20 protein-coding genes are annotated in these 24204 nt (G+C 65.6%); 14 read left to right on the plus strand and 6 right to left on the minus strand.

Translation table 11 applies throughout. The features are described 5' to 3' along the window. The first annotated feature begins 16 nt into the window (after positions 1-16). From uvrA to FBY36_RS18310, 13 genes are all read left to right on the plus strand, one after another. On the plus strand, positions 17-2941 hold the full coding sequence (gene uvrA / locus FBY36_RS18250; protein ID WP_142121696.1) for an excinuclease ABC subunit UvrA: 2925 nt from the start codon (positions 17-19) through the stop codon (positions 2939-2941). A gap of 79 nt (positions 2942-3020) precedes the next feature. Beyond that, positions 3021-3737: an HAD hydrolase-like protein gene (locus FBY36_RS18255; RefSeq protein ID WP_142121698.1), complete on the plus strand. Its 717-nt coding sequence runs from the start codon at positions 3021-3023 to the stop codon at positions 3735-3737. After that, positions 3724-4392: a lysophospholipid acyltransferase family protein gene (locus FBY36_RS18260; RefSeq protein WP_142121700.1), complete on the plus strand. Its 669-nt coding sequence runs from the start codon at positions 3724-3726 to the stop codon at positions 4390-4392. The genes FBY36_RS18255 and FBY36_RS18260 overlap by 14 nt, the downstream gene beginning before the upstream one ends. A gap of 43 nt (positions 4393-4435) precedes the next feature. Further along, on the plus strand, positions 4436-6451 hold the full coding sequence (gene uvrC / locus FBY36_RS18265; RefSeq protein ID WP_142121702.1) for an excinuclease ABC subunit UvrC: 2016 nt from the start codon (positions 4436-4438) through the stop codon (positions 6449-6451). An 86-nt stretch (positions 6452-6537) separates the two neighbouring features. Then, positions 6538-7461, plus strand: a complete 924-nt coding sequence (gene rapZ / locus FBY36_RS18270; RefSeq protein ID WP_142031191.1) for an RNase adapter RapZ — start codon at positions 6538-6540, stop codon at positions 7459-7461. Continuing rightward, a complete protein-coding gene (locus FBY36_RS18275; RefSeq protein WP_142121704.1) occupies positions 7461-8480 on the plus strand; it encodes a gluconeogenesis factor YvcK family protein in 1020 nt (339 codons plus the stop codon). The genes rapZ and FBY36_RS18275 overlap by 1 nt, the downstream gene beginning before the upstream one ends. Before the next feature lie 9 nt (positions 8481-8489). Next, positions 8490-9470: a DNA-binding protein WhiA gene (whiA, locus tag FBY36_RS18280; protein WP_015937022.1), complete on the plus strand. Its 981-nt coding sequence runs from the start codon at positions 8490-8492 to the stop codon at positions 9468-9470. 101 nt (positions 9471-9571) lie between these two features. Beyond that, positions 9572-10198 carry a superoxide dismutase gene (locus FBY36_RS18285; RefSeq protein WP_056333700.1) on the plus strand — a complete coding sequence of 209 codons (627 nt, stop codon included), beginning with the start codon at positions 9572-9574 and terminating at the stop codon, positions 10196-10198. Positions 10199-10457: 259 nt separating this feature from the next. Then, the gene (gap, locus tag FBY36_RS18290; protein WP_142031193.1) at positions 10458-11468 is read left to right on the plus strand and encodes a type I glyceraldehyde-3-phosphate dehydrogenase; all 1011 of its coding nucleotides are present in this window, start codon (positions 10458-10460) and stop codon (positions 11466-11468) included. Between the two features lie 10 nt (positions 11469-11478). After that, positions 11479-12705 (plus strand): phosphoglycerate kinase, encoded by a 1227-nt coding sequence (locus tag FBY36_RS18295; RefSeq protein ID WP_142121706.1) that lies wholly within the window; start codon positions 11479-11481, stop codon positions 12703-12705. A gap of 121 nt (positions 12706-12826) precedes the next feature. Next, entirely contained in the window at positions 12827-13642 is an 816-nt protein-coding gene (tpiA, locus tag FBY36_RS18300) for a triose-phosphate isomerase (RefSeq protein ID WP_142121708.1), read from the plus strand. Positions 13643-13690: 48 nt separating this feature from the next. Then, positions 13691-13948 (plus strand): preprotein translocase subunit SecG, encoded by a 258-nt coding sequence (gene secG, locus FBY36_RS18305; RefSeq protein ID WP_142121710.1) that lies wholly within the window; start codon positions 13691-13693, stop codon positions 13946-13948. Positions 13949-14085: 137 nt separating this feature from the next. Next, a complete protein-coding gene (locus FBY36_RS18310; protein WP_142121712.1) occupies positions 14086-14484 on the plus strand; it encodes an RNA polymerase-binding protein RbpA in 399 nt (132 codons plus the stop codon). Here the strand turns inward: FBY36_RS18310 and pgl are convergent. Genes pgl through tkt form a run of 6 tightly spaced genes read right to left on the minus strand, consistent with a single transcriptional unit; the run spans position 14437 to position 22654 of the window. Continuing rightward, on the minus strand, positions 14437-15255 hold the full coding sequence (gene pgl / locus FBY36_RS18315; RefSeq protein WP_142121714.1) for a 6-phosphogluconolactonase: 819 nt from the start codon (positions 15253-15255) through the stop codon (positions 14437-14439). The genes FBY36_RS18310 and pgl overlap by 48 nt on opposite strands. Then, positions 15245-16186 (minus strand): glucose-6-phosphate dehydrogenase assembly protein OpcA, encoded by a 942-nt coding sequence (locus tag FBY36_RS18320; protein ID WP_142121716.1) that lies wholly within the window; start codon positions 16184-16186, stop codon positions 15245-15247. Before FBY36_RS18320 ends, pgl begins: the two co-directional genes overlap by 11 nt. Continuing rightward, the gene (gene zwf / locus FBY36_RS18325; protein ID WP_142121718.1) at positions 16183-17742 is read right to left on the minus strand and encodes a glucose-6-phosphate dehydrogenase; all 1560 of its coding nucleotides are present in this window, start codon (positions 17740-17742) and stop codon (positions 16183-16185) included. Before zwf ends, FBY36_RS18320 begins: the two co-directional genes overlap by 4 nt. Before the next feature lie 15 nt (positions 17743-17757). Beyond that, on the minus strand, positions 17758-19389 hold the full coding sequence (locus FBY36_RS18330; protein WP_142121720.1) for a glucose-6-phosphate isomerase: 1632 nt from the start codon (positions 19387-19389) through the stop codon (positions 17758-17760). A gap of 5 nt (positions 19390-19394) precedes the next feature. Next, positions 19395-20510 (minus strand): transaldolase, encoded by a 1116-nt coding sequence (gene tal / locus FBY36_RS18335; protein WP_142121722.1) that lies wholly within the window; start codon positions 20508-20510, stop codon positions 19395-19397. A 26-nt stretch (positions 20511-20536) separates the two neighbouring features. Then, positions 20537-22654 carry a transketolase gene (gene tkt / locus FBY36_RS18340; RefSeq protein ID WP_142122711.1) on the minus strand — a complete coding sequence of 706 codons (2118 nt, stop codon included), beginning with the start codon at positions 22652-22654 and terminating at the stop codon, positions 20537-20539. Positions 22655-23173: 519 nt separating this feature from the next. Here tkt and FBY36_RS18345 point away from each other — a divergent pair. Beyond that, a complete protein-coding gene (locus FBY36_RS18345) occupies positions 23174-24133 on the plus strand; it encodes a heme o synthase (protein ID WP_142121724.1) in 960 nt (319 codons plus the stop codon). Positions 24134-24204 lie beyond the last annotated feature (71 nt).

A 24204-nucleotide genomic window follows, 5' to 3' on the forward strand; every position in this document is an offset into this window, starting at 1 on the left:
CGATTAGCATAATGGGGTGCCTAAAGCCGTAGCTGAAGAAACCCCTGCCCCCTCCGCTTCCCTCGTTGTCCCCTCCGCTGCCGCACCGCAGCGCCCGGACCTCTCCCGCCTCGTGGTGAAGGGCGCGCGGGAGCACAACCTGCGCAACGTGGACCTTGACCTGCCGCGTGATGCCATGATCGTCTTCACCGGCCTCTCCGGATCGGGCAAGTCCTCGCTCGCGTTCGACACGATCTTCGCCGAGGGCCAGCGCCGCTACGTCGAATCGCTGTCCGCCTACGCACGGCAGTTCCTAGGCCAGGTGGACAAGCCCGACGTCGACTTCATTGAAGGCCTCTCCCCGGCGGTCTCCATCGACCAGAAATCCACCAGCAAGAACCCCCGGTCCACCGTTGGCACCATTACCGAGATCTACGACTACATGCGCCTGCTGTGGGCCCGTGTCGGCAGGCCGCACTGCCCCGTCTGCGGCGAACCCGTGTCCAAGCAGACACCCCAGCAGATTGTTGACCAGCTCCTTGAACTCGACGAGGGCACCCGTTTCCAGGTCCTGGCGCCGGTGGTGCGCGGACGCAAGGGCGAGTTCGTGGACCTCTTCAAGGAACTCAGTGCAAAGGGATACTCCCGGGCGCGGGTGGACGGCAACCTTGTCCAGTTGAGCGATCCGCCCAAGCTGGGCAAGCAGTTCAAGCACACCATCGAAGTGGTGGTTGACCGCCTGGTGGTCAAGGAAGGAATCAGCCAGCGGCTCACCGATTCCATCGAGACCGCCCTGGGACTGGCCGAGGGCCGGGTGCTGGCGGAGTTCGTCGACCTTGAGGCCGACGACCCGGGTAGGATCCGGGCGTTCTCGGAGAACCTCGCCTGCCCCAACGAGCACCCGCTCGCCATCGACGAAATCGAGCCCCGCTCCTTCTCGTTCAACAACCCCTTCGGCGCCTGCGCAGCGTGCAGCGGCATCGGCACCCGCCTTGAGGTGGACGAGGAACTTATCGTTCCCAACCCGGAACTGTCCCTGTCGGAGGGCGCCATCGCCCCCTGGTCAATGGGTACCGCCACCACCGAGTACTGGAACCGGCTCCTGGAAGGCCTGGCAAAGGAAATCGGCTTCTCCATGACCACGCCATGGGAGAAGCTGGGCAAGGACGTGCGCCAGACCATCCTGCATGGCAAGGACCACAAGGTAGTGGTGCAGTACCGCAACCGCTTTGGCCGCGAACGTAAATACAGCACCGGTTTTGAAGGTGCCATCCAGTATGTCCACCGCAAGCATGGCGAGACCGATTCCGACTGGGCCCGCGACCGCTACGAGGAATACATGCGGCAGGTTCCGTGCCCCGCCTGCAACGGTGCACGGCTCAACCCGGCATCCCTGTCGGTGCTGATCAACGGCAAGTCCATCGCCGAGGTTGCGGCCCTGCCCATGCGGGACTGCGCAGAGTTCCTGAACAACCTGGTCCTGACCGGGCGTGAAGCACAGATCGCCCACCAGGTCCTCAAGGAGATCCAGGCCCGCCTGACCTTCCTGCTGGACGTGGGCCTTGAATACCTCAACCTCGAGCGCCCCTCCGCCACCCTCTCCGGCGGCGAAGCCCAGCGCATCCGGCTTGCCACCCAGATCGGTTCCGGCCTGGTGGGCGTCCTCTACGTCCTCGACGAACCCTCCATTGGCCTGCACCAGCGCGACAACCGCCGGCTCATCGAGACCCTCACCCGGCTCCGCGACATGGGCAACACCCTCATCGTGGTCGAGCACGACGAGGACACCATCCACGTGGCCGACTGGATCGTGGACATCGGGCCCGGTGCCGGCGAGCACGGCGGGCAGGTGGTCCACTCGGGGACTTATAAGGAACTGCTGGACAACAGGGAATCGCTGACCGGCGACTACCTGTCCGGCCGCAGGGCCATCGAGGTGCCCAAGAAGCGCCGCAAGTACGACAGGAAGCGCGAGATCAAAGTGGTTGGCGCGCGGGAGAACAACCTCGTGAACGTCGACGCCGCCTTCCCGCTGGGGCTCTTCACCGCAGTGACCGGCGTGAGCGGTTCGGGCAAGTCAACGCTCGTCAACGAAATCCTGTACAAGGTGCTGGCGAACAAGCTTAACGGCGCCAAGCAGGTGGCCGGGCGGCACAAGACGGTCCAGGGCCTGGAGCACCTGGACAAGGTGGTTCACGTGGACCAAAGCCCCATCGGCCGTACCCCCCGCTCCAACCCGGCCACCTATACGGGTGTCTTCGACAACATCCGCAAGCTTTTCGCCGAGACCACAGAGGCGAAGGTCCGCGGCTACCTGCCCGGCCGCTTTTCGTTCAACGTCAAGGGCGGCCGCTGCGAGGCATGCTCAGGTGACGGCACGCTGAAGATCGAAATGAACTTCCTGCCTGACGTTTATGTTCCCTGCGAGGTGTGCCACGGTGCCCGCTACAACCGGGAGACGCTGGAGGTGCACTACAAGGGCAAGACCATCGCCGACGTCCTCAACATGCCCATCGAAGAGGGCGCCGAGTTCTTCGCGGCGTTCTCACCCATCGCACGGCACCTGAACACCCTGGTCGACGTGGGACTGGGCTATGTCCGCCTGGGACAGCCTGCAACCACCCTTTCCGGCGGTGAAGCCCAGCGAGTCAAGCTCGCGGCGGAACTTCAGAAGCGGTCCAACGGCCGCAGCATCTATGTCCTGGACGAGCCCACCACGGGCCTGCACTTCGAGGACATCCGCAAGCTGCTCATGGTCCTGCAGGGACTGGTGGACAAGGGCAACACGGTGATCACCATCGAGCACAACCTCGATGTCATCAAGAGTGCCGACTGGCTGGTGGACCTCGGACCCGACGGCGGTTCGGGCGGCGGCCAGATTGTCGCCACCGGAACGCCGGAGCAGGTGGCAAAGTCCAGCACCAGCCATACGGGGAAGTTCCTCGCCGAAATACTCAGCTGAGCGGGGGAAATTCCGGCGAAGTATTCCTCCCGGGGAATGCGAGTTTCAGGCACTCCTGCTGTCGTGAGAAACTAACCCGGTGACTTCAACAACAGTGCCCGTGATCTTTGACCTGGACGGCACTCTTGTCGACCCTGCAGGTGGAATAACCGAGGGGATTGCCTCAGCCCTCCGCGCCGCGGGACTCCCGGTTCCCGGCCAGGACCTGCTTGATGCGATGATCGGCCCCAAGCTGAGCGATTCCCTGCTCAACGTGGCAAAGGTCCCGGCGGACCGCCTGGAAGAGGTGGTCCGCCGGTACCGCGAACACTATCTGTCCACAGGGATAGCCCAAAGCCGGCTGTACCCGGGCATCCGCGACATCCTTGAATCCTTCGCCGCAGCGGGACAGCCCGTGGCAGTAGCCACCCAAAAGCCCCAGCGGCTGGCGCATAAGGTGCTGGCACACCATGGCATCGACGGCCTTTTCCACGGCATCCACGGTTCCGCCGATGATGAAGCAGCAGTGGAAGGCGTCCCGCTGGGCAAGACCCAGATCATCGCCGCCGCCCTGCGCGACCTGGACACGCAGCACGCCATCATGGTGGGGGACCGCGCCCAGGACGTGTCCGGAGCGATCGCCAACGGACTGGACTGCATTGGTGTTGCCTGGGGGTTCGCCCCGGACGGTGAACTGGAGGAAGCCGGCTCCGTGGCCGTGGTCAGCACCCACGGGGAATTGGTCGCCGTCATCGAGCGCCTGCAGGCTGTCCACGCTGCGGCAATGAGCGGGGTGAGCCACGATGGAAATGTTTGATGCCGTCCGCTGGACCACGCGCAACCTGATTGCCGGCACCTGCCGGCCCACCGTCGTCGGCCTGGAAAACGTCCCCGCGGACGGCCCCTTCATCGTCGCTCCCAACCACCTGTCCTTCTTCGACAGCGTGATCGTGCAGGCACTGATGCCCAGGCCGGTCGCCTTCTTTGCCAAAGCCGAATACTTCACCACCGGCGGCGTCAAGGGCAAGGTCATGAAGGCGTTCTTCGAATCCGTGGGCTCCATCCCGGTGGAGCGCGGCGAACAGGCCGCCAGTGTCCAGGCGCTCAAGACGCTCCTGGACATCCTTGAGGCCGGCCGCGGCATCGGAATCTACCCGGAGGGTACCCGTTCCCGTGACGGGATCCTCTACCGGGGACGCACCGGGGTCGGCTGGCTGGCGCTCACCACCGGGGCGCCCGTGATTCCCGTGGGCCTGATCGGCACCGAGAAGCTCCAGCGCGCCGGCGAAAAGGGGGTCAGGCCGCAGCACTTCACCATGAAAGTGGGGGAGCCGCTGTACTTCGACAAGACGGGCCCTGACCACTCCCTTCCTGCCCGCCGGGAAGTCACGGACCGGATCATGGATGCGATTGCCGAACTCAGCGGCCAGCAGCGCTCCACGAGCTACAACCAAAGCAAGACTGCGGAATAGCCGCCTGGCAAGGAGACCCGGCGCGACTCAGTAGACTTGATAGGTGGCAAATCCAGCAAGTTACCGGCCCAAAACCGGTGAAATCCCCACCAACCCGGGCGTATACCGGTTCCGTGATCCGCACGGCCGGGTGATCTATGTCGGCAAAGCGAAAAGCCTCCGGTCCCGGCTTAACTCCTACTTCGCCAACCCGGCCGGACTGCTGCCCAAGACCTACGCCATGGTCCACGCGGCCAGCAGCGTCGAGTGGACCGTGGTTGGCAGCGAGCTGGAATCGCTGCAGCTCGAATACACCTGGATCAAGGAATTCAAGCCGCGCTTTAATGTGGTGTTCCGGGATGACAAAACCTATCCCTACCTCGCCGTGAACATGAGCGAGAAGTACCCCCGGGTACAGGTCATGCGGGGAGACAAGCGCAAAGGGACCCGCTACTTCGGGCCGTACACCGCCGGGGCCATCCGCGAAACCATGGACACCCTGCTCCGCGTCTTCCCCGTCCGCAGTTGCAGCGCCGGCGTCTTCAAGCGCGCGCAGGCCAGCGGACGCCCCTGCCTGCTGGGATACATCGACAAGTGCTCCGCGCCGTGCGTGGGGCGGATCTCGCCGGAAGACCACCGGGCGCTGGCGGAGGACTTCTGCGCCTTTATGGGCGGAGAGGCGAAGCGGTTCATCAACAAGCTGGAGAAGCAGATGGCCGACGCCGTGGCGAAGCTCGACTACGAGCATGCTGCCCGGTTGCGGGACGACATCACCGCCCTGCGCAAGGTCTTCGAGCGGAACGCAGTGGTGCTGGCCGAGGACACCGACGCCGACGTTTTCGCCCTGCATGAAGACGAACTGGAGGCCGCAGTCCAGGTGTTCCATGTCCGCGGCGGCAGGATCCGCGGCCAGCGTGGCTGGGTGGTGGAAAAGGTGGAGGACTTCACCACTCCGGACCTCGTGGAGCACCTGCTGCAGCAGGTCTACGGCGAGGACGGCGACACCCACGGCCGGCTGCCCCGCGAAGTCCTGGTGCCGGTGGCGCCCAGCAACGCGGAGGACCTTGCCAAATGGCTGGGCGGCATCCGCGGTGCCAAGGTGGACATCCGGGTGCCGCAGCGCGGAGACAAGGCGGCGTTGATGTCCACCGTCCGGGAGAACGCCGAGCATGCGCTGAAACTCCATAAGACGCGGCGCGCCGGCGATATCACCGTCAGGTCCCAGGCCCTCCAGGAACTCCAGGAAGCGCTGCACCTGCCCGTGCCCATGCTCCGGATCGAATGCTTCGACGTCTCCCATGTCCAGGGCACCAACGTGGTGGCATCCATGGTGGTGGTGGAGGACGGGCTGCCCAAGAAGTCCGATTACCGCAAGTTCTCCATCACCGGTCCCGCCGCGGCCGATGACACGGCGGCCATGCATGACGTCCTGACGCGGCGCTTCCGTTATTACCTGCAGGACAAGTCTGCCCAGGTGGACGAATCCGTCCTGGCCTCCGACGGGCAGGACAGTGCCCGGGAAGCGGCAGTGGACAACCCTGCCGTGCTGGACACCACCACGCCTGCCCCCAAGGCAAAATTCGCCTACCCGCCCAACCTGGTGGTGGTGGACGGCGGGCAGCCGCAGGTGAACGCCGCGGCCCGTGCACTGCGGGACCTGGGCATCGACGACGTCTATGTCGTGGGCCTGGCTAAACGCCTGGAGGAAGTGTGGCTCCCGGACAGCGACTTCCCCGTCATCCTGCCCCGGACGTCCCAGGGGCTGTACCTGCTGCAGCGGATCCGCGACGAGGCGCACCGCTTCGCCATCACGTTCCACCGGCAAAAGCGGGGCAAGGCCATGACGGTGTCGGCACTCGACGCCGTTCCGGGCCTCGGTGCGTCCAAGCGCAAAGCCCTGCTGGCCCATTTTGGATCGGTCAAGGGCGTCAAGGCCGCCACCGTGGAAGAGCTCGCGCAGGCCAAGGGGATTGGTCCGGCACTGGCCACCGCCATCGTGAACCACTTCGCGTCCGACGGACCCGGGGCCGTTGCCGTGCCGGCGATCAACATGACCACCGGCGAAATCATCGAGACTTAGCGCCTGCCCCCGAAACTTAGCTAGGGTAAAGGACGGGCAGCGCCATCGCGGCTGCCGGCGGACAACGAAGAAACGGGGCAGGCTTCATGGCAGACACGACGGCGGGATCCGGAGCGGATCAGGACGGGCTGGAGCCCGTCAAACCGCTCGAAGCGGAGCTGCTGGTGGTCACCGGAATGTCCGGCGCCGGGCGGAGCACCGCCGCGGACGCCCTGGAAGACCACGGCTGGTATGTCGTGGAGAACCTCCCGCCCCAGATGCTGGGCACCCTGGCGGAGCTCGTCTCACACGCCCCGCAGTCGATTCCCCGGCTCGCAGTAGTGATCGATGTCCGCAGCAAGGGCCTCTTCGCGGACATCCGCGCGGCCCTGGGGGCTCTGGCCGCGAGCGGGGTCACCTTCCGCGTCCTGTTCCTTGACGCCAGCGACAACGTCCTGGTCCGGAGGTTCGAACAGGGGCGCCGGCCCCATCCGCTGCAGGGTGGTGGACGCATCCTGGACGGCATCGCTGCTGAACGCGAGCTGCTGCAGGAACTGCGCGACAGCTCCGACGTCGTCCTGGACACCTCCAACTACAACGTCCACGGCCTGGCCACCGCCATCACCGAACTGTTCAGCGAAACCGGTCCCGTGGCCCTGCGGCTGAACGTCATGAGCTTTGGCTTCAAATACGGCCTGCCGGTGGACGCGAACTACGTGGCCGACGTCAGGTTCATACCCAACCCGCACTGGGTGCCGCAGCTGCGTCCGCAGACCGGCCTGGACAAGGACGTCAGCGACTACGTGCTGGAGGCCGAGGGCGTCAAGAACTTCGTGGACCGCTACGTCCTGGCCCTGGAACCCGTCCTTGAGGGCTACCGCCGCGAGAACAAGCACTACGCCACCATTGCCGTCGGTTGTACCGGCGGCAAGCACCGCTCCGTGGCGGTCGCAGTGGAGCTTTCCAAGAAACTTGCGCAGTACCCGCGGGTCACGGTGACCACCGCGCACCGGGATCTGGGCCGCGAATAATGGCCCTGTTCACCGGAGCCCTGCCCCTGGTGCCGCCCGCCGCCGGCAAGGGCTCGGGCCAGCAGGACAAGGGCCCCAACGTGGTGGCTTTGGGCGGCGGCCACGGCCTGGCGGCCTCACTGTCCGCGCTGCGCCTGCTCACCTCCGAACTCACCGCGGTGGTCACGGTGGCGGACGACGGCGGCTCCTCCGGGCGTCTGCGCGAGGAGTACGGCGTCCTTCCGCCGGGAGACCTCCGCATGGCCCTGTCCGCGCTCTGCGACGACACCGACTGGGGCCGCACCTGGCGCGACGTCATGCAGCACCGGTTCCGCGCCGGGAAGGGGCCCGGCGGTTCGCTCGACGAGCACGCCATGGGGAACCTGCTGATCGTCACCCTGTGGGAGCTGCTGGGCGATACCGTTGCCGGGCTCAAATGGGCAGGCGCCCTGCTCGGCGCCCGCGGCCAGGTCCTGCCGATGTCCACCGTCCCGCTCACCATTGAAGGCGATGTGCGCGTGACCGCCCCGGACGGCGGAACGGCACTGCAGACCATCCACGGCCAGGCCCGGTGCGCGGTGGCCGGTTCGCTCGAGGAAGTCCGGCTCCTGCCCAAAGCGGCGCCGGCCTGCACGGACGCCCTGACCGCCATTGAGCTGGCGGACTGGGTGGTCCTGGGCCCGGGGTCCTGGTACACCTCAGTCCTGCCGCACCTGCTCCTGCCGGAGATGCGCCAGGCCCTCTGCAGCACGCCCGCCAAGCGCTGCCTGACCATGAACCTCGCCACGGACACCAAGGAAACCACGGGCATGACCGCGGCGGACCACCTCCACGTCCTTCGGCGCTACGCCCCCGAGTTCAGCGTGGACGTGGTCCTGGCGGACCCTTCGTCCGTACCGGACCGGCAGGAGTTCGAGAAGGCAGCCGGCATGATCGGGGCAGAGGTGGTCTTGGGTAAAGTAGGGGCGTCGGGACGCCGCCCTGTCCACGAGCCGCTGCGGCTGGCGACGGCGTACCAGGACATTTTTGGGAACAGTTAGGAAGGTGCCATGGCACTGACAGCATCAGTCAAGGAAGAACTGTCCCGTCTGGACATCAAGAAGTCATCAGTACGCAAGGCCGAAGTCTCCGCCATGCTCCGGTTCGCCGGGGGACTGCACATCATCTCCGGCCGGATCGTCATCGAGGCGGAAGTCGACCTCGCCTCGACGGCCCGCAGGCTCCGGGCCGCGATCGCCGAAGTCTACGGGCACCAGAGCGAGATCATCGTGGTGTCGGCCGGCGGACTCCGGCGCGCCAGCCGCTACGTGGTCCGCGTGGTACGCGACGGCGAGGCGCTTGCCCGCCAGACCGGTCTCCTGGACGGCCGGGGACGCCCCGTGCGCGGCCTGCCGTCCGCCGTCGTCAATGGCTCCGCGGCAGATGCCGAAGCCGTCTGGCGCGGAGCGTTCCTGGCCCACGGCTCACTCACGGAGCCGGGCCGGTCATCCTCGCTTGAGGTCACCTGCCCGGGGCCGGAATCCGCGCTGGCTCTGGTGGGCGCGGCCCGCCGGCTGGACATCCAGGCCAAGGCCCGGGAAGTCAGGGGAGTGGACCGCGTGGTCATCCGTGACGGCGACACCATTGCCGCCCTCCTCACCCGCATGGGAGCGCACGACGCGCTGATGGTGTGGGAGGAACGCCGCATGCGCAAGGAGGTCAGGGCCACCGCCAACCGGCTCGCCAACTTCGACGACGCCAACCTGCGCCGTTCCGCGCAGGCAGCCGTGGCCGCAGGGGCAAGGGTGGACCGGGCGCTGGAGATCCTGGGCGACGACGTTCCGGACCACCTCAAGTACGCGGGCGAACTGCGGGTGGCGCACAAACAGGCAAGCCTGGACGAGCTGGGCCGCCTTGCCGATCCCGTCATGACCAAGGATGCAATTGCCGGCAGGATCCGCCGCCTGCTGGCCATGGCGGACAAGCGCGCCCTTGACCTGGGCATTCCCGGAACGGACGCCAATGTGACGCCCGAAATGCTGGACGAGTAACCGCGCCATAGAATCAAAAATAATTCCGGGCACCAGCTGTCCGGATGCACAATCCGAGAGTTACCAACCGGGCCTGCGGGTCCACGATATTGGAGGATTTTGTGACCGAGTACGTTTTGCCGGAACTCAGCTACGACTACGCCGCCCTCGAACCGCACATCTCAGCGCGGATCATGGAACTGCACCACAGCAAGCACCACGCCACCTATGTGGCGGGCGCCAACAACGCGCTGGCCCAGCTGGCCGAGGCGCGCGAAAAGGGCGACTTCGCCAACATCAACCGGCTTTCCAAGGACCTCGCGTTCCACACCGGCGGCCACATCAACCACTCCGTGTTCTGGAAGAACCTTTCCCCGGACGGCGGCGACAAGCCCGAAGGTGAGCTCGCTGCCGCCATCGATGACGCCTTCGGCTCCTTCGATGCCTTCCGTGCACAGTTCTCCGCCGCTGCCCTGGGCCTCCAGGGATCGGGCTGGGGGTTCCTGGCCTACGAACCCATCGGCGGAAACCTCGTCATCGAGCAGCTGTACGACCAGCAGGGCAACACCGCCCTGGGCACCACCCCGCTGCTGATGCTGGACATGTGGGAGCACGCCTTCTACCTGGACTACGTCAACGTGAAGGCCGACTACGTCAAGGCATTCTGGAACATCGTCAACTGGGCAGATGTCGCCCAGCGCTTCGAGGCAGCACGCACCAACGCCACGGGACTCATCACCCTCCCGTAGTGGCCGGCGCCATACATGGCTGTAACAAACTTCACATTCGGACTTAAACAGGCCGCGATGTGGACCGTCCGCCCCCGCACTTGCGGGGGCGGACCCAATTAAACGTAAGATAGGTCACGGAAGGCGGTTAGCCTTCAGCAATGAGGCTGGTCGCCCTCCGTGTAAATCATCTCTGCCCAATGGCGTGCGGGATCTGTTAGTTGGCTTGATAGCCCGCTCAACTAGTTGTGCTTCTGAAAGCACCAAGGAGACTGAAAAAGTGACGACCCGTATTGGTATCAACGGCTTTGGCCGTATTGGCCGCAACTACTTCCGCGCAGCACTCGCTCAGGGCGCGGACCTCGAGATCGTTGCAGTCAACGACCTCACCAGCCCCGAAGCCCTGGCCCACCTCTTCAAGTACGACTCCGTCGGCGGCCGCCTGAAGGAAACCATCGAGGTCAAGGACGGCAACATCGTCGTCAACGGCAACGTTGTGAAGGTCCTCGCCGAGCGGGATCCCGCCAACCTCCCGTGGGGCGAGCTGGGCGTGGACATCGTCATCGAATCCACCGGTTTCTTCACCAAGGCAGCGGACGCGCAGAAGCACATCCAGGCCGGCGCCAAGAAGGTCCTGATCTCCGCTCCGGCCTCGGACGAGGACATCACCATCGTGATGGGTGTCAACCACAACCTCTATGACAACGCCAAGCACAACATCATTTCCAACGCATCCTGCACCACCAACTGCCTTGGCCCGCTGGCCAAGGTTGTCAACGACGAATTCGGCATCGAGCGCGGCCTGATGACCACCGTTCACGCCTACACCGCAGACCAGAACCTGCAGGACGGCCCGCACAAGGACCTGCGCCGCGCCCGCGCTGCCGCCATCAACATGGTCCCCACCTCCACCGGCGCCGCCAAGGCCATTGGCCTGGTCCTGCCGGAGCTCAAGGGCAAGCTGGATGGTTACGCCATCCGCGTCCCCGTGCCCACCGGCTCGGCCACCGACCTCACCGTTACGGTCTCCCGCGAAACCACCGTGGAGGAAGTCAACGCAGCCCTCAAGCGTGCGGCTGAATCCGAGGAACTGCAGGGCTTCCTGACCTACACGGACGAGCCCATCGTGTCCTCGGACATTGTCGGTGACCCCGCGTCCTCCATCTTCGACTCAGGCCTGACCAAGGTCATCGGCAACCAGGTCAAGGTTGTTTCCTGGTATGACAACGAATGGGGCTACTCCAACCGCCTCGTAGACCTCACGGAGCTTGTGGCATCCAAGCTGGGCTAGGGTTAGACACATGACATCTCACACCCTCAACGAACTGATCGCTGAAGGTGTCCGCGGGCGGTACATTCTGGTTCGAAGTGACCTGAATGTGCCGCTCGACGGCTCTACAGTCACTGATGATGGCCGTATCAAGGCCTCCCTGCCAGTGCTGCAAAAGCTCACGGACGCCGGTGCCCGCGTGCTGGTTACAGCCCACCTTGGACGCCCCAAGGGCGCCCCGGAAAACAAGTACTCCCTCCGTCCCGCAGTGGACCGCCTCGCCGAACTGGCGGGCTTCAAGGTCACCCTGGCTGCCGACACCGTCGGCGATGCCGCCAAGGCGGCCGCTACATCGCTGCAGGACGGCGAAGCCCTTGTCCTCGAGAACGTCCGCTTCGACGCCCGCGAGACCAGCAAGGACGACGCTGAGCGCGGAGCCTTCGCGGACGAACTCGTGGCATTGACCGGCAGCAACGGCGCCTACGTGGACGACGCCTTCGGTGCGGTCCACCGAAAGCACGCCAGTGTCTACGACGTCGCCACCCGGCTCCCGTCGTACCAGGGCGACCTGGTGCACACCGAAGTGGAAGTCCTCCGGAAGCTGACCACTGACACCCAACGTCCCTACGTGGTGGTGCTCGGCGGTTCCAAGGTCTCGGACAAGCTTGCGGTGATCGATAACCTGATCGGCAAAGCTGACACCATCCTGGTGGGCGGCGGCATGCTCTTCACGTTCCTGGCGGCAGCAGGCCACAAGGTTGGCTCGAGCCTCCTTGAGGAAGACCAGATCCCTGTCGTCAAGGACTACCTGAAGCGCGCAGCTGACGCCGGAACCGAATTCGTGGTTCCCACGGACGTCGTGGTGGCAGAGAAGTTCGCTGCCGACGCCAAGCACGAAACCGTGGCGGCCGACGCCATTGAAGGCAGCAGCTTCGGCCCCCAGGGCATCGGCCTGGACATTGGGCCCGATACCGCGGCTGCCTTTTCCGAACGGATCAAGGGCGCGCGGACGGTTTTCTGGAACGGACCCATGGGCGTCTTCGAGTTCGAGGCGTTCTCGGCAGGTACCCGTGCCATCGCGCAGGCCCTGACCGAAACTGAAGGATTCACCGTGGTGGGCGGCGGTGATTCTGCTGCCGCAGTGCGGACGCTGGGATTCAGTGATGACCAGTTCGGCCATATTTCCACCGGTGGCGGCGCCAGCCTTGAGTACCTTGAAGGCAAGGAACTGCCGGGCCTTAGTGTCCTGGACCGATAGCAGCAGGCCGGTAAAACCCCGCTGCTGACCAGCAGCAACCGGACTTCACAGTCCTCCGGCCGGCAGGTTGCCCGCGGCAGCCTGCCGGCCGCACCCATATCAAGAACTTTTTGGAGATTACGTGACTACGTCAACGAACGGCGCTTTTGACCGCAAGCCCTTCATCGCGGGCAACTGGAAAATGAACATGGACCACGTGCAGGGCATCACCCTCCTGCAGAAGCTGGCCTGGACCCTCTCCGACGCCAAGCACGACTACAGCCGCGTCGAGGTGGCCGTCTTCCCGCCGTTCACGGACCTCCGCGGTGTCCAGACCCTGGTCCAGGGCGACGACCTGCAGGTCGCCTACGGTGGCCAGGACCTGTCGCAGTTCGATTCGGGGGCCTACACCGGTGACATCTCGGGACAGTTCCTGAACAAGCTTGGCTGCAAGTACGTCCTGGTGGGCCACAGCGAACGCCGGACCATCCACAACGAATCCGACGAGGTCCTCAACGCCAAGGTCAAAGCTGCCTTCAAGCACAACCTGGTTCCGGTGCTCTGCGTCGGCGAAGGCCTGGAGATCCGCCAGGCCGGAACGCACGTGGACCACACGCTGCAGCAGCTCCGCGCCGGCGTTGCCGGGCTCACCAACGAACAGGCCGCTGAACTGGTGGTTGCTTACGAACCCGTTTGGGCCATCGGCACCGGCGAAGTGGCTGGCCCGGAGGACGCCCAGGAAATGTGCGCCGCCATCCGCGCTGAGCTGGAGTCGTTGTTTGGAGCGGAAACGGCCGCTAAGACCCGCCTGCTTTACGGCGGCTCGGTGAAGGCGAACAACGCGGCCGCGATCCTTCAGGAACGCGACGTGGACGGCCTGCTGGTGGGTGGCGCAAGCCTGGACCCGGCCGAGTTTGCTAATATTGTCAGGTTCGAGAGCCACCTGGTCACGGACTAGTCCGTAACCAGCCAAAACTCCCGTAATCCCAACTTCTGAAAGGCCGTCGTGGACGTTCTTCATGTCATTCTGCAGATCCTCCTGGGGATCACCAGCCTCCTGCTGACGCTGCTGATCCTCCTGCACAAGGGACGCGGCGGCGGGTTGTCCGATATGTTCGGCGGCGGCATGAGCTCGGGCCTCAGCTCTTCAGGCGTGGCGGAACGGAACCTCAACCGCTTCACCGTCATCCTCGGCGTCACCTGGGGCGTGGTGATCATTGCCCTCGGCCTGATCATGCGGTTCAGCGGGACCGGGGATTCCTGACCCCTGCTGGACAAGGTCCTTTAGGCCCTGCCGGTCCTTAGGCCGGCGAATTAGACTGTGGCTGTCGGAAAACCCGGCAGCCACAGTCTTGTTTAAGCTGCAGGTCCGCCGGCGCTCCCTTCGAGGCAGGAGTCGTTATGGTCCACCCATCGTCAGGGTTCCGGGGCACCCGTGCCGGCGTTACGGCAGGGTCCGGTTCGAGCCTGCAGTCCACCGACTCGTCGTCGTCGCGTCCGCTTCCGCGGATCCGCGTGTCCTACTGGTGCGCCAAGGGGCATGAGACGCAGCCCGTGTTCCTGAAGATGCCGGAGGACCAGATTCCCACGATGTGGGACTGCAGGCGCTGCGGCGCTCCTGCTTCCCGGGACGGCCGTGCCGCGGCAGGTGACGACCCCTTCGACGACGGCTACAAAAGCCACCTGGAATACGTTAAAGAACGGCGCTCCGGCCAGGACGCCGAAGCTGTCCTGGCCGGAGCGCTGGAAAAGTTACGCGCCCGCGGCGTCCTTCCGGACCAACTGCTGCGGGACCCGTGAGGCCGCGTTCTCGTCGATCAGCCACAGGGTACGGGAGGTTCCCCGGGGACCGGAGGCCGGTACCTGGACAGGGTTGGCTCCGGCCAGGGCCAGTCCCACCGCTCCGGCCTTGTCCTCCCCGGCAACAACCATCCATACCTCCGCCGCCGTATTAATGGCGGGCAGGGTAAGGGAGATCCGCAGCGGCGGCGGCTTGGGGGAGTTCCTGACGCCCACCACCGTGCGGTCCTTTTCCCGGATGCCGGCCTGTTCGGGGAACAGTGATGCAATGTGTGCGTCGGGCCCTACGCCGAGCAGCACCACGTCCAGGCGGGGGAGTGCGGAGGGTTCCTCCGGCCGGTCGTCGGACATGTCAGCCGCGTGCTCGGCTGCAGCAGCTTCCCGCAGCCGGCGTGCGTAGTCCTCGGCTGCTTCTTCCGGAGTGTCGAACTCGTCTGCCGCACCAGGGGAATGCACCCGCTCCGGGTCCACGGGGATGTGCGACAGCAATGCGTCGAACGCCTGCCCGGTATTCCGCTCAGGATCGGCGGAGTCAACGAAACGTTCGTCACCCCACCAGAAGTTGACCTTGGACCAATCCACGGCCGGCGCTGCCGGTGAATCCGCAACAGCTTTCAGCGTGCCAATCCCCACGGTTCCCCCGGTGAGCACCACGGTGGCTTCGCCGTACTTGTCCTGGACATCAACGAGCTTGGTGATCAGGCGTGCCGCGATGGCGGCCATGAGGACGGACGAATCCGGATGGATGCTTACTCGTGGGTCAACGCTCACTGGGTCGGACGCTCCTTAGATTGGTACGTGGCAGTCCAATAGTAATCACTTCCCCAAAGACTTCGTCCGGGTCGAGGCGGCGGAGCTCTTCGGCGAGGCAGTCGCGGAGACTGCGCCGCGGCAGCGAAATGCGCTGGGCGGGCTGGCCTGGTTGGGTCAGTTCCGCCACGGAGAGTCCGGGGCGGAAGAGCTGGACGTCGCCCCCGGGGCGGGTGAGCCGGACGCGGCGGATGCCGGTTCCGGCTGGGTCCGCGACGATGGTGACGGGTGCATCCAGGGTCAGGGTGAGCCACGCCGCGAGGAGGATGGTGGACGGTGAGTCCGAGGCGCCCTCGACCGCGACGGCCGTGACCGGGGAGGAGTCCACCCCATCCAGGGCCGCTGCGAGCTGGATCCGCCAGTTGGTCAGCCGGGTCCAGGCGAGGTCGGTGTCGCCGGCTTTGTAGGTGCGGTGGATCCGTTCCAGCGCGGCCTGCGGGTCCGGTTCGTTCGCGGAATCGGTGATCCGTCGGTGCGCGATGGCGCCGATGGAGGTCTCGCAGGCGTTTTCCGGGGCGCCGTGCGGCCACCAGGCCACGATCGGAGCGTCCGGGAGCAGCAGCGCGGCCACCAGGGATTCGGACTCGTGGGCCAGCTGGCCGTAGCCGCGCAGGACGATGACTTCCGAGGCGCCGGCGTCCCCGCCGACCCGGATCTGGGCGTCGAGCCGGTCCTCGTTATCCTTCCCGGCGTCGGCCAGGACGATGATCCGGCAGGGGTGTTCCCGGCTGGCGTCGTTCGCTGCCTCGATTGCTTCTTCCTCGAGCCCGGACTTGGTCACGACCACCAGGGTCAGGACCCGGCCCAGGGCAATGACGCCGCCCTGCTCGCGCAGGGCCATGAGTTTCTTGGACACCTTCGAGGTGGTGGTGTCGGGCAGGTTAACGATCATGGCCTTCTCCAGGTTCGTCCGTCACGGGCCAGCAGCTCGTCAGCGGAGGCAGGGCCCCAGGAGCCGGGGGCGTAGGGCTCGGGCTGTTCTGACAGGGAGGCCCAGTATTCCTCGAACGGGTCGAGGATCTTCCAGGACAGCTCCACTTCCTCATGCCGCGGGAACAGCGGCGGCTCGCCCAGGAGCACGTCAAGGATCAGCCGCTCGTAGGCCTCGGGGGAGGACTCGGTGAAGGAGTGGCCGTAGCCGAAGTCCATGGTCACGTCCCGCACTTCCATCTGGGTGCCGGGGACCTTGGAACCGAACCGGATGGTCACGCCCTCGTCGGGCTGGACCCGGATCACTACCGCGTTCTGTCCGAAATCGTCCTCGCCGTGGTCACGGAACAGCAGGTTGGGGGCGCGTTTGAAGACGACGGCGATTTCCGTCACCCGCCGCCCCAGCCGCTTGCCCGCCCGGAGGTAGAACGGGACTCCCGACCAGCGGCGGGTGTGGATGTCCACGCGGACCGCGGCGTAGGTCTCGGTAGTGGAATCGGCGGGAATGCCTTCTTCCTCCAGGTAGCCCTGGACCTGCTCACCGCCCTGCCAGCCGCCGGTGAATTGTCCGCGCGCAGAGTGCGTGGACAGGTCCTCCGGAAGCTTGACCGCTGCGAGGACCTTTTCCTTCTCCGCCCGCAGGTCATCGGCGTTGAAGGAGATGGGCTCCTCCATGGCCGTGAGCGCCAGCAGCTGGAGCAGGTGGTTCTGGATCACGTCGCGGGCAGCACCCACGCCGTCGTAATACCCCGCCCGGCCGCCGGTGCCGATGTCCTCGGCCATGGTGATCTGCACGTGGTCCACGTAGTTGGCGTTCCACAACGGCTCGAACAGCTGGTTGGCGAAACGCAGTGCCAGGATGTTCTGCACCGTTTCCTTCCCCAGGTAGTGGTCGATCCGGAACACCGCGTCCGGCGGGAATACCGACTCGACGATGTCGTTCAGCTTCCGGGCCGACTCCAGGTCATGCCCGAACGGCTTTTCGATGACCACGCGCCGCCACTTGTCCCCGTCGGCCTGCGCCAGGCCGTGCTTGGACAACTGCCGGCAAACCTGTTCGAACGCCTTGGGCGGGATCGACAAATAGAACGCGTGGTTCCCACGGGTGCCGCGGACATCGTCGAGTTCCTTGATCGTCTCACCCAGCCGCTCAAAGGCTGCATCGTCGTCGAACTCGCCCTGGACAAACCGGATGCCCTCGGACAACTGGTTCCAGACCGCCTCATCAAACGGCGTACGGGCGTGCGCCTGCACCGAAGCCTTCACCTCGGCGGCGAAATCCTCCTTGTCCCACTCCCGGCGGGCGAACCCCACCAACGCGAAACTCGGCGGCAACAGCCCGCGGTTGGCAAGATCGTACACAGCCGGCATCAACTTCTTCCGGGCCAAATCACCCGTCACCCCAAAGAGGACCAACGACGACGGACCGGCAATCCGGTTCAAACGGCGGTCACGCGGGTCACGCAGCGGATTGCGCCCGCGGCCCGCGCCCTTCCTGCCGTATTCAGTTTCTGGCATGGTTGCTTTTGTGCCTTAGCTTTCGGTGGCGGACGCGCGGGTGGACAGGGCAGCAGCAATGTCCTGCAGCTGCGCCACACCGGCGGCGCGGTTGGTGAGGTGGAGGCGCAGCACGGGCCGGCCGTGACCAGCCAGGACCTGGGCGTCGCCTGCAGCCTGAGCGGCGATGAGTTCGCCGAAGCTGAAGGGCCGGTCCGGGATCCCCAGGTCCTCGGCGGGCGTCGCCGTGACCTGCAGGAAGACGCCAATGGCAGGTCCACCCTTGTGGAACTGGCCGGTGGAGTGCAGGAAGCGCGGACCCCAGCCGAATGTCACCGGACGGCCGGTGGCGGCGGCCAGTTCGTCCCGGATGCCCTCCAGGTTGGCGAAGGCCAGCCGGTCAAAGTACGCCTGGACGCTCAGGTAGCTGTCCGCGGCCAGGGTGCCCAGCAGGGCCTTGATGGCGCCCTCAGCGGTGGCAGCGTTTCCCAGCCAGTCCCCGCCGCGAACCTCAATGGCGCCGTCGACGAATGCTGCAGGCGTGGGCTCCGGCTGGGCGTCGAGGAGTCCGCGCGCTGCCACCTTGGCGGCCTCAACGTCAGGCTGGTCGAAGGGGTTGATGCCCAGGAGGCGCCCGGCAACGGCCGTGGCGAATTCCCAGACCATCATCTGGGTGGCAAGGCCGCCGGCAATGGCCACCTGGTTGTCGCCGGGTTCGACGTCGGCATCCGCGGCCACGAGCCGGACCACCAGGACGTCGGGGGCGCCGGAGGTTACCTCCGGGGCATCGGGACCCGCGACGACCGGCAGGATTCCGGTTCCCAGCTTGCCGGTGGATTCAGCGATGAGCTGTTCAGCCCAGTCGGCGAACCCAACAATGCCGGAGCCGTCCTCGGCAATGACGATTTTGTTCCGCAAGGGGCTGGTTCCGCCCAGCGCGGCGCCCAGGGCCAGCCCGATGTTTTCGGGGGCGTCATCATTCAGGATTTCGGCAGCTTCCTCAGCCTCGTCCAGGAACGCCTGGATGTCCACGCCGGCCAGGCCCGAAGGTACCAGGCCGAACGCCGTGAGCGCGGAGTAGCGGCCACCGACGTTGGGGTCGGCGTTGAAGACAGCGCGGTAGCCCGCTTCCCGGGAGGCCTTGTCCAGCGGGGAACCCGGGTCCGTCACGATGATGATCCGGCTCTTGGCGTCCAGGCCGGCCTGGGTGAAGGCCTGCTCGAATGTTCGGCGCTGCGAGTCGGTTTCCAGCGTGGAACCGGACTTGGACGAGACAACGATCGCGGTCTGCGCCAGCCGGTCAGCCAGGGCAGCACGGACCTGGTCCGGGTCCGTGCTGTCCAGCACTGTCAGCTCGACGCCGGCGGTGCCTGCGATAACCTCAGGGGCCAGCGAGGATCCGCCCATGCCGCAAAGCACAATCCTGCTGACGCCCTCGGCGCGCAGGGCGTCGCGGAGTTCCAGGATGTCCTTGACCAAAGGCTGCGAGACTGTTGCGGCCTCCACCCAACCGAGGCGGATTTCCGACTCGGATTCGGCGTCGGGACCCCACAGGGTGTGGTCCTTGGCGAAGACCCGGGTGGCGACCCGGTCCTCCACGAGGGCGGGAAGGTGCTGGTCAAGCGCCTGCTGGGCAGCGCCGGTGGCGTCGAAGCTGAGAGTGCTCATAGGTGTTAGGAAGCCTTCCGTGCAGAGGCGAGGGCGCCTTCGACGTCCGCCAGCAGTTCCTTCCAGCTGGCCACGAACTTGTCCAGGCCTTCGGTTTCAAGGAGTGCTACGACGTCGTTGTAGGAGATCCCCAGCTTTTCCAGGGCGTCGAGGGTGGCGTTTGCTTCGTCATAGGTGCCGGTGACCGTGTCACCGGTAACCACGCCGTGGTCGAAGGTGGCATCCAGGGTCTTCTCCGGCATGGTGTTCACCACGCCGGGGGCAACGAGCTCGGTGACATAGAGGGTGTCCGGGTAGGCCGGGTCCTTCACGCCGGTGGAAGCCCACAGGGGGCGCTGGGGGAGTGCCCCTGCGTCAGCAAGCAGGGCCCAGCGCTCCGTGGAGAAGAGCTCTTCGTAGACCTGGTAGGCCAGGCGGGCGTTGGCCAGGCCGGCCTTGCCCTTAAGCGCCTTTGCCTCGTCGGTGCCGATCTTGTCCAGGCGCTTGTCGATTTCGGTGTCCACGCGGGAGACGAAGAATGATGCCACGGAGTGGATCTTGGAAAGGTCGTGGCCGTTTTCCCTTGCCTGCTCCAGGCCCGACTGGAAGGCGTTGATGACCGCCCGGTACCGCTCCAGCGAGAAGATCAGGGTCACGTTGACGCTGATGCCCTCGGCGAGGGTTGCCGTGATGGCCTCAAGGCCCTCGATGGTTGCCGGGATCTTGATGTGGACATTGTCCTTGTTCACGCGCTGCGAGAGGTGCTTGGCTTCGGCGATGGTTCCTGCGGTGTCCCAGGCAAGGCGGGGATCGACTTCGATGGAGACGCGGCCGTCGACGCCCCTGGTGGCGGCAGCCACGGGTGCGAAGAGGTCGCAGGCGTCGGCGACGTCCGTGGTGGTGATCTCGAAGATCGTGTCCTCCACGCTGGCGCCTTCGGCTGCCTTGCCGGCGATGATGTGGTCGTAGTCAGTGCCGGACGTGATGGCCGCGTGGAAGATGGAGGGGTTGGTGGTCACACCAACCACGTTCTTCTCTTCGATGAGCTTGCGCAGGGTGCCGGTCTGCAGGCGTCCGCGGGAAAGGTCGTCGAGCCAGATGGAGACTCCGGCGTCGGAGAGCTGCTGGGTGGGAGTAGTCATTTTTGTATCTCCTAAAAGATGAGGTTTCAGGCCTGGAGGCTGGAGAGGGAGTCCTTGGCTGCGGCAGCCACTGCATCTGCCGTGATGCCGAACTCCTGGAAGAGGCGCTTGTAGTCTGCGGAAGCGCCGTAGTGCTCGAGGCTCACGGAACGGCCGGCGTCGCCGACGAATTCCCGCCAGCCCAGGGCAAGCCCGGCTTCCACCGAGACGCGTGCCTTGACGGTGGCAGGCAGCACGGATTCGCGGTAGGCGGCGTCCTGCTTCTTGAACCATTCGACACACGGCATGGAGACGACGCGGGCTGCGATGCCTTCGGCCTGGAGGGCTTCGCGGGCCTGGACGGCCAGCTGGACCTCGGAGCCGGTGGCAATGAGGATCACGTCGGCCGGTACCGTGGCGCCGTCCTTCGATGCCTCAGCCAGGACGTAGCCGCCTTTTGCCACACCTGCCGTGGAAGCGAAGGTGTCGCCGTCGGCGTCGCCCGCGCCGCGTTCCCAGGTGGGGATGTTCTGGCGGGTCAGGACGATGCCTGCGGGGTTGGCGTGGTTTTCCAGCATGGTCTTCCAGGCAGCTGCCACTTCGTTGGCGTCACCGGGACGGACCACGTCCAGGCCCACGATGGCGCGCAACGAGGCGAGCTGCTCCACCGGCTGGTGGGTGGGGCCGTCTTCGCCCAGGCCGATGGAGTCGTGGGTCCAGACGTACAGCGACGGAACACCCATCAGGGCACCCAGGCGGATGGCCGGACGCTGGTAGTCGCTGAAGATCAGGAAGGTTCCCGAGAACGCCCGGGTGTTGCCCGCCAGGCTGATGCCGTTCACGATCGATGCCGCGGCGTGCTCGCGGATGCCGAAGTGCAGTACGCGGCCGTAGGGGTTGCCGGACCAGGCGCCGGTCTGCTTGGAGGCTGGCACGAAGGACGGGGAGCCTTCAATGGTGGTGTTGTTCGACTCTGCAAGGTCGGCGGAGCCGCCCCAGAGTTCGGGCATGACCGGGCCCAGGGCGTTGAGGACCTTGCCGGATGCTGCACGGGTGGAAACGTCCTTGCCGGCCGGGAAGACCGGAAGGGCTGCGTCGATGCCCTCCGGAAGTTCCTGCGCTTCGATGCGCTGCAGGAGTGCTGCGCCCTCCGGGTTGGCTGCCTGCCAGGCGTTGAAGGACTCTTCCCATTCCTTGCGCTCGGACGCGCCGCGCTCCACCACCTGGCGGGCGTGGTCAAGGACTTCCTGGTCCACCTGGAAGGACTTGGCGGGGTCGAAGCCCAGGACCTCCTTCAATGCGGCCACCTCGTCGGCACCGAGGGCGGATCCGTGGATCTTGCCGGTGTTCTGCTTCTTGGGTGCGGGGTAACCGATGATGGTGCGCAGTGAAATGATGGACGGCTTGGAGGTTTCGGCCTTGGCGGCGAGCAGGGCGCTGTAGAGCTCCTGGACGTCTTCCTTGTATTCGCCGGTCCGGGTCCAGTCCACCCGCTGCGTGTGCCAGCCGTACGCTTCGTAGCGCTTCAGGACGTCCTCGGTGAAGGCGATGTCGGTATCGTCCTCGATGGAAATGTGGTTCTCGTCGTAGATGACCACGAGGTTGCCGAGTTCCTGGTGGCCGGCCAGCGAGGAAGCCTCGGCCGTGACGCCTTCCTGGAGGTCGCCGTCGGAGGCGATGACCCAAATGGTGTGGTCAAACGGCGATTCGCCGGCGGGGGCGTCGGCGTCGAACAGGCCGCGCTGGCGGCGCTGCGAGTAAGCGAAGCCCACGGAGGATGCAAGGCCCTGGCCCAGGGGGCCGGTGGTGATCTCAACGCCGGCCGTGTGCTTGTACTCGGGGTGCCCCGGGGTCAGCGAACCCCAGGTGCGGAGCGCCTCCAGGTCCTTCAGTTCCAGGCCGTAGCCGGAGAGGAACAGCTGGATGTAAAGGGTGAGCGAGGTGTGGCCGGGGGACAGCACGAAGCGGTCGCGGCCCAGCCACTGCGGATCGCGCGGGTCATGGCGCATCAGCTTCTGGAAAAGCAGGTACGCGGCCGGCGCGAGGCTCATGGCGGTTCCGGGGTGGCCGTTGCCCACCTTCTCCACTGCGTCTGCGGCCAGGACGCGGATGGTATCCACGGCGCGCTGGTCCAAGCTGGTCCATGACAGTTCTTGCTCTTCCAAATGTGGCACGAAAACCGGGCCCCTCTCTGTGCTGATGGCGGCGGTACACGGCTCCGTTTAAGGGCGCACTGCGTGGCGCCCGCTGCGGTGTGTACCAGCCGTTCACCATCGAAACGTTGATCCTTGCATTCAGTCACGTGCAGCAGCGGGAATGCGTTTTCCACCGCTTTCTTGCTGTGTGCTGATCTGGTGACAGCTTAGCTCTTATCCATTCTCCGGGCGGCCCAAATCTCACGTTTTGGACGCAATTTCCCCTTTTGTGAATCAGCATTCCGACCAGCTGAGTTAATCTGCTCGAATGGGCGCGCGAGCAATCATTTGCGCATATGGAAGGGCCGGGACAGGGGCTGCGGCGCGGTATGATATTCGGAGGCCAACGCCGGATGGGCATTGCTACCGCCGCCCGGGGTTTCCCGACTGTTGCACGCTCTTGGAGCATTTCCTCCCTTTGTGCCGTGCCCGGGGTCCGGGCCGCACGACCGGAGCTGCATCGCCAGCCTCAACTGCCACACAGAACGGGTGACTGCCACCGTGAGCACTACAGATACGCCGCTGAACGCATCCCGGGCCGCCGGCACCGGGTTTGCCCGTAAGGCCAAGGCGTATCTCGCCCTCACCAAGCCGCGCGTGATCGAACTGCTCCTGGTCAGCACCCTGCCCACCATGATCTACGCCGAACGGGGCTTCCCGTCCATCGGGCTGATCCTGGCCACGCTGGTGGGCGGCGCCTTCGCCGCCGGCAGCGCCGGCGCCTTCAACTGCTACATCGACCGCGACATCGACAAGCTGATGCACCGTACGGAGAACCGGCCCCTGGTCACCGGCGAAGTCACCCCCCGGGAGGCCCTGGTCTTCTCCTGGCTGCTGGGTGCGGCCTCGATCGTGATCCTTTGGTTCGGCGCTAATCCCCTCTCGGCGTGGCTCGGGCTGGCGGCCATCTTCTTCTACGTTGTCATCTACACGATGATCCTCAAGCGGCGCACGGCACAGAACATCGTCTGGGGCGGTGCCGCCGGCTGCTTCCCGGTGCTGATTGCGTGGGCTGCCGTCACCAACTCCGTCGAGTGGCCGGCGGTCATCCTGTTCATGGTGATCTTCCTGTGGACCCCGCCGCACTACTGGCCCCTGTCCATGCGCTACGGCGAGGACTACCGGAACGCCAACGTCCCCATGCTTGGTGCCATCGCCGGCGCCAAAGTGGTGTCCGTCCAGGTGGTCCTGTATGCCTGGGCCATGGTGGCCTGCTCGCTGCTGATGATCCCGGCCGGAGGGGCCGGTTGGGTGTACACCGTCACGGCAGTCATTGCCGGGGCGTGGTTCCTCTACGAATCACACGCCCTGTATGCGCGTGCCCAGCGCGAGGACGTCCAGGACAAGCGCGCCATGAAGGTCTTCCACGGATCCATCAGCTACCTGACCCTGCTGTTCATCGCACTGGCGGTGGACCCCTTCGTCGGGCAGGCGGTCATGGCCGGCTAAGCCACGGCAACAGCCACCACGGCGGCTCCCATCTGACGGTGGGGGCCGCCGCCTGCTTTAACAACACAATC

It is taken from the genome of Arthrobacter sp. SLBN-122 (assembly GCF_006715165.1).
Classification (GTDB): domain Bacteria; phylum Actinomycetota; class Actinomycetes; order Actinomycetales; family Micrococcaceae; genus Arthrobacter.

Excerpts from the sequence above, each read along its gene's own strand:
- tal (WP_142121722.1), bottom strand. The coding sequence starts at position 20,510 with ATGACTACTCCCACCCAGCAGCTCTCCGACGCCGGAGTCTCCATCTGG.
- zwf (WP_142121718.1), bottom strand. The coding sequence starts at position 17,742 with ATGCCAGAAACTGAATACGGCAGGAAGGGCGCGGGCCGCGGGCGCAAT.
- rapZ (WP_142031191.1), top strand. The coding sequence starts at position 6,538 with ATGGCAGACACGACGGCGGGATCCGGAGCGGATCAGGACGGGCTGGAG.
- FBY36_RS18330 (WP_142121720.1), bottom strand. The coding sequence starts at position 19,389 with ATGAGCACTCTCAGCTTCGACGCCACCGGCGCTGCCCAGCAGGCGCTT.
- FBY36_RS18295 (WP_142121706.1), top strand. The coding sequence starts at position 11,479 with ATGACATCTCACACCCTCAACGAACTGATCGCTGAAGGTGTCCGCGGG.
- FBY36_RS18260 (WP_142121700.1), top strand. The coding sequence starts at position 3,724 with ATGGAAATGTTTGATGCCGTCCGCTGGACCACGCGCAACCTGATTGCC.
- FBY36_RS18310 (WP_142121712.1), top strand. The coding sequence starts at position 14,086 with ATGGTCCACCCATCGTCAGGGTTCCGGGGCACCCGTGCCGGCGTTACG.
- FBY36_RS18320 (WP_142121716.1), bottom strand. The coding sequence starts at position 16,186 with ATGATCGTTAACCTGCCCGACACCACCACCTCGAAGGTGTCCAAGAAA.
- whiA (WP_015937022.1), top strand. The coding sequence starts at position 8,490 with ATGGCACTGACAGCATCAGTCAAGGAAGAACTGTCCCGTCTGGACATC.
- FBY36_RS18275 (WP_142121704.1), top strand. The coding sequence starts at position 7,461 with ATGGCCCTGTTCACCGGAGCCCTGCCCCTGGTGCCGCCCGCCGCCGGC.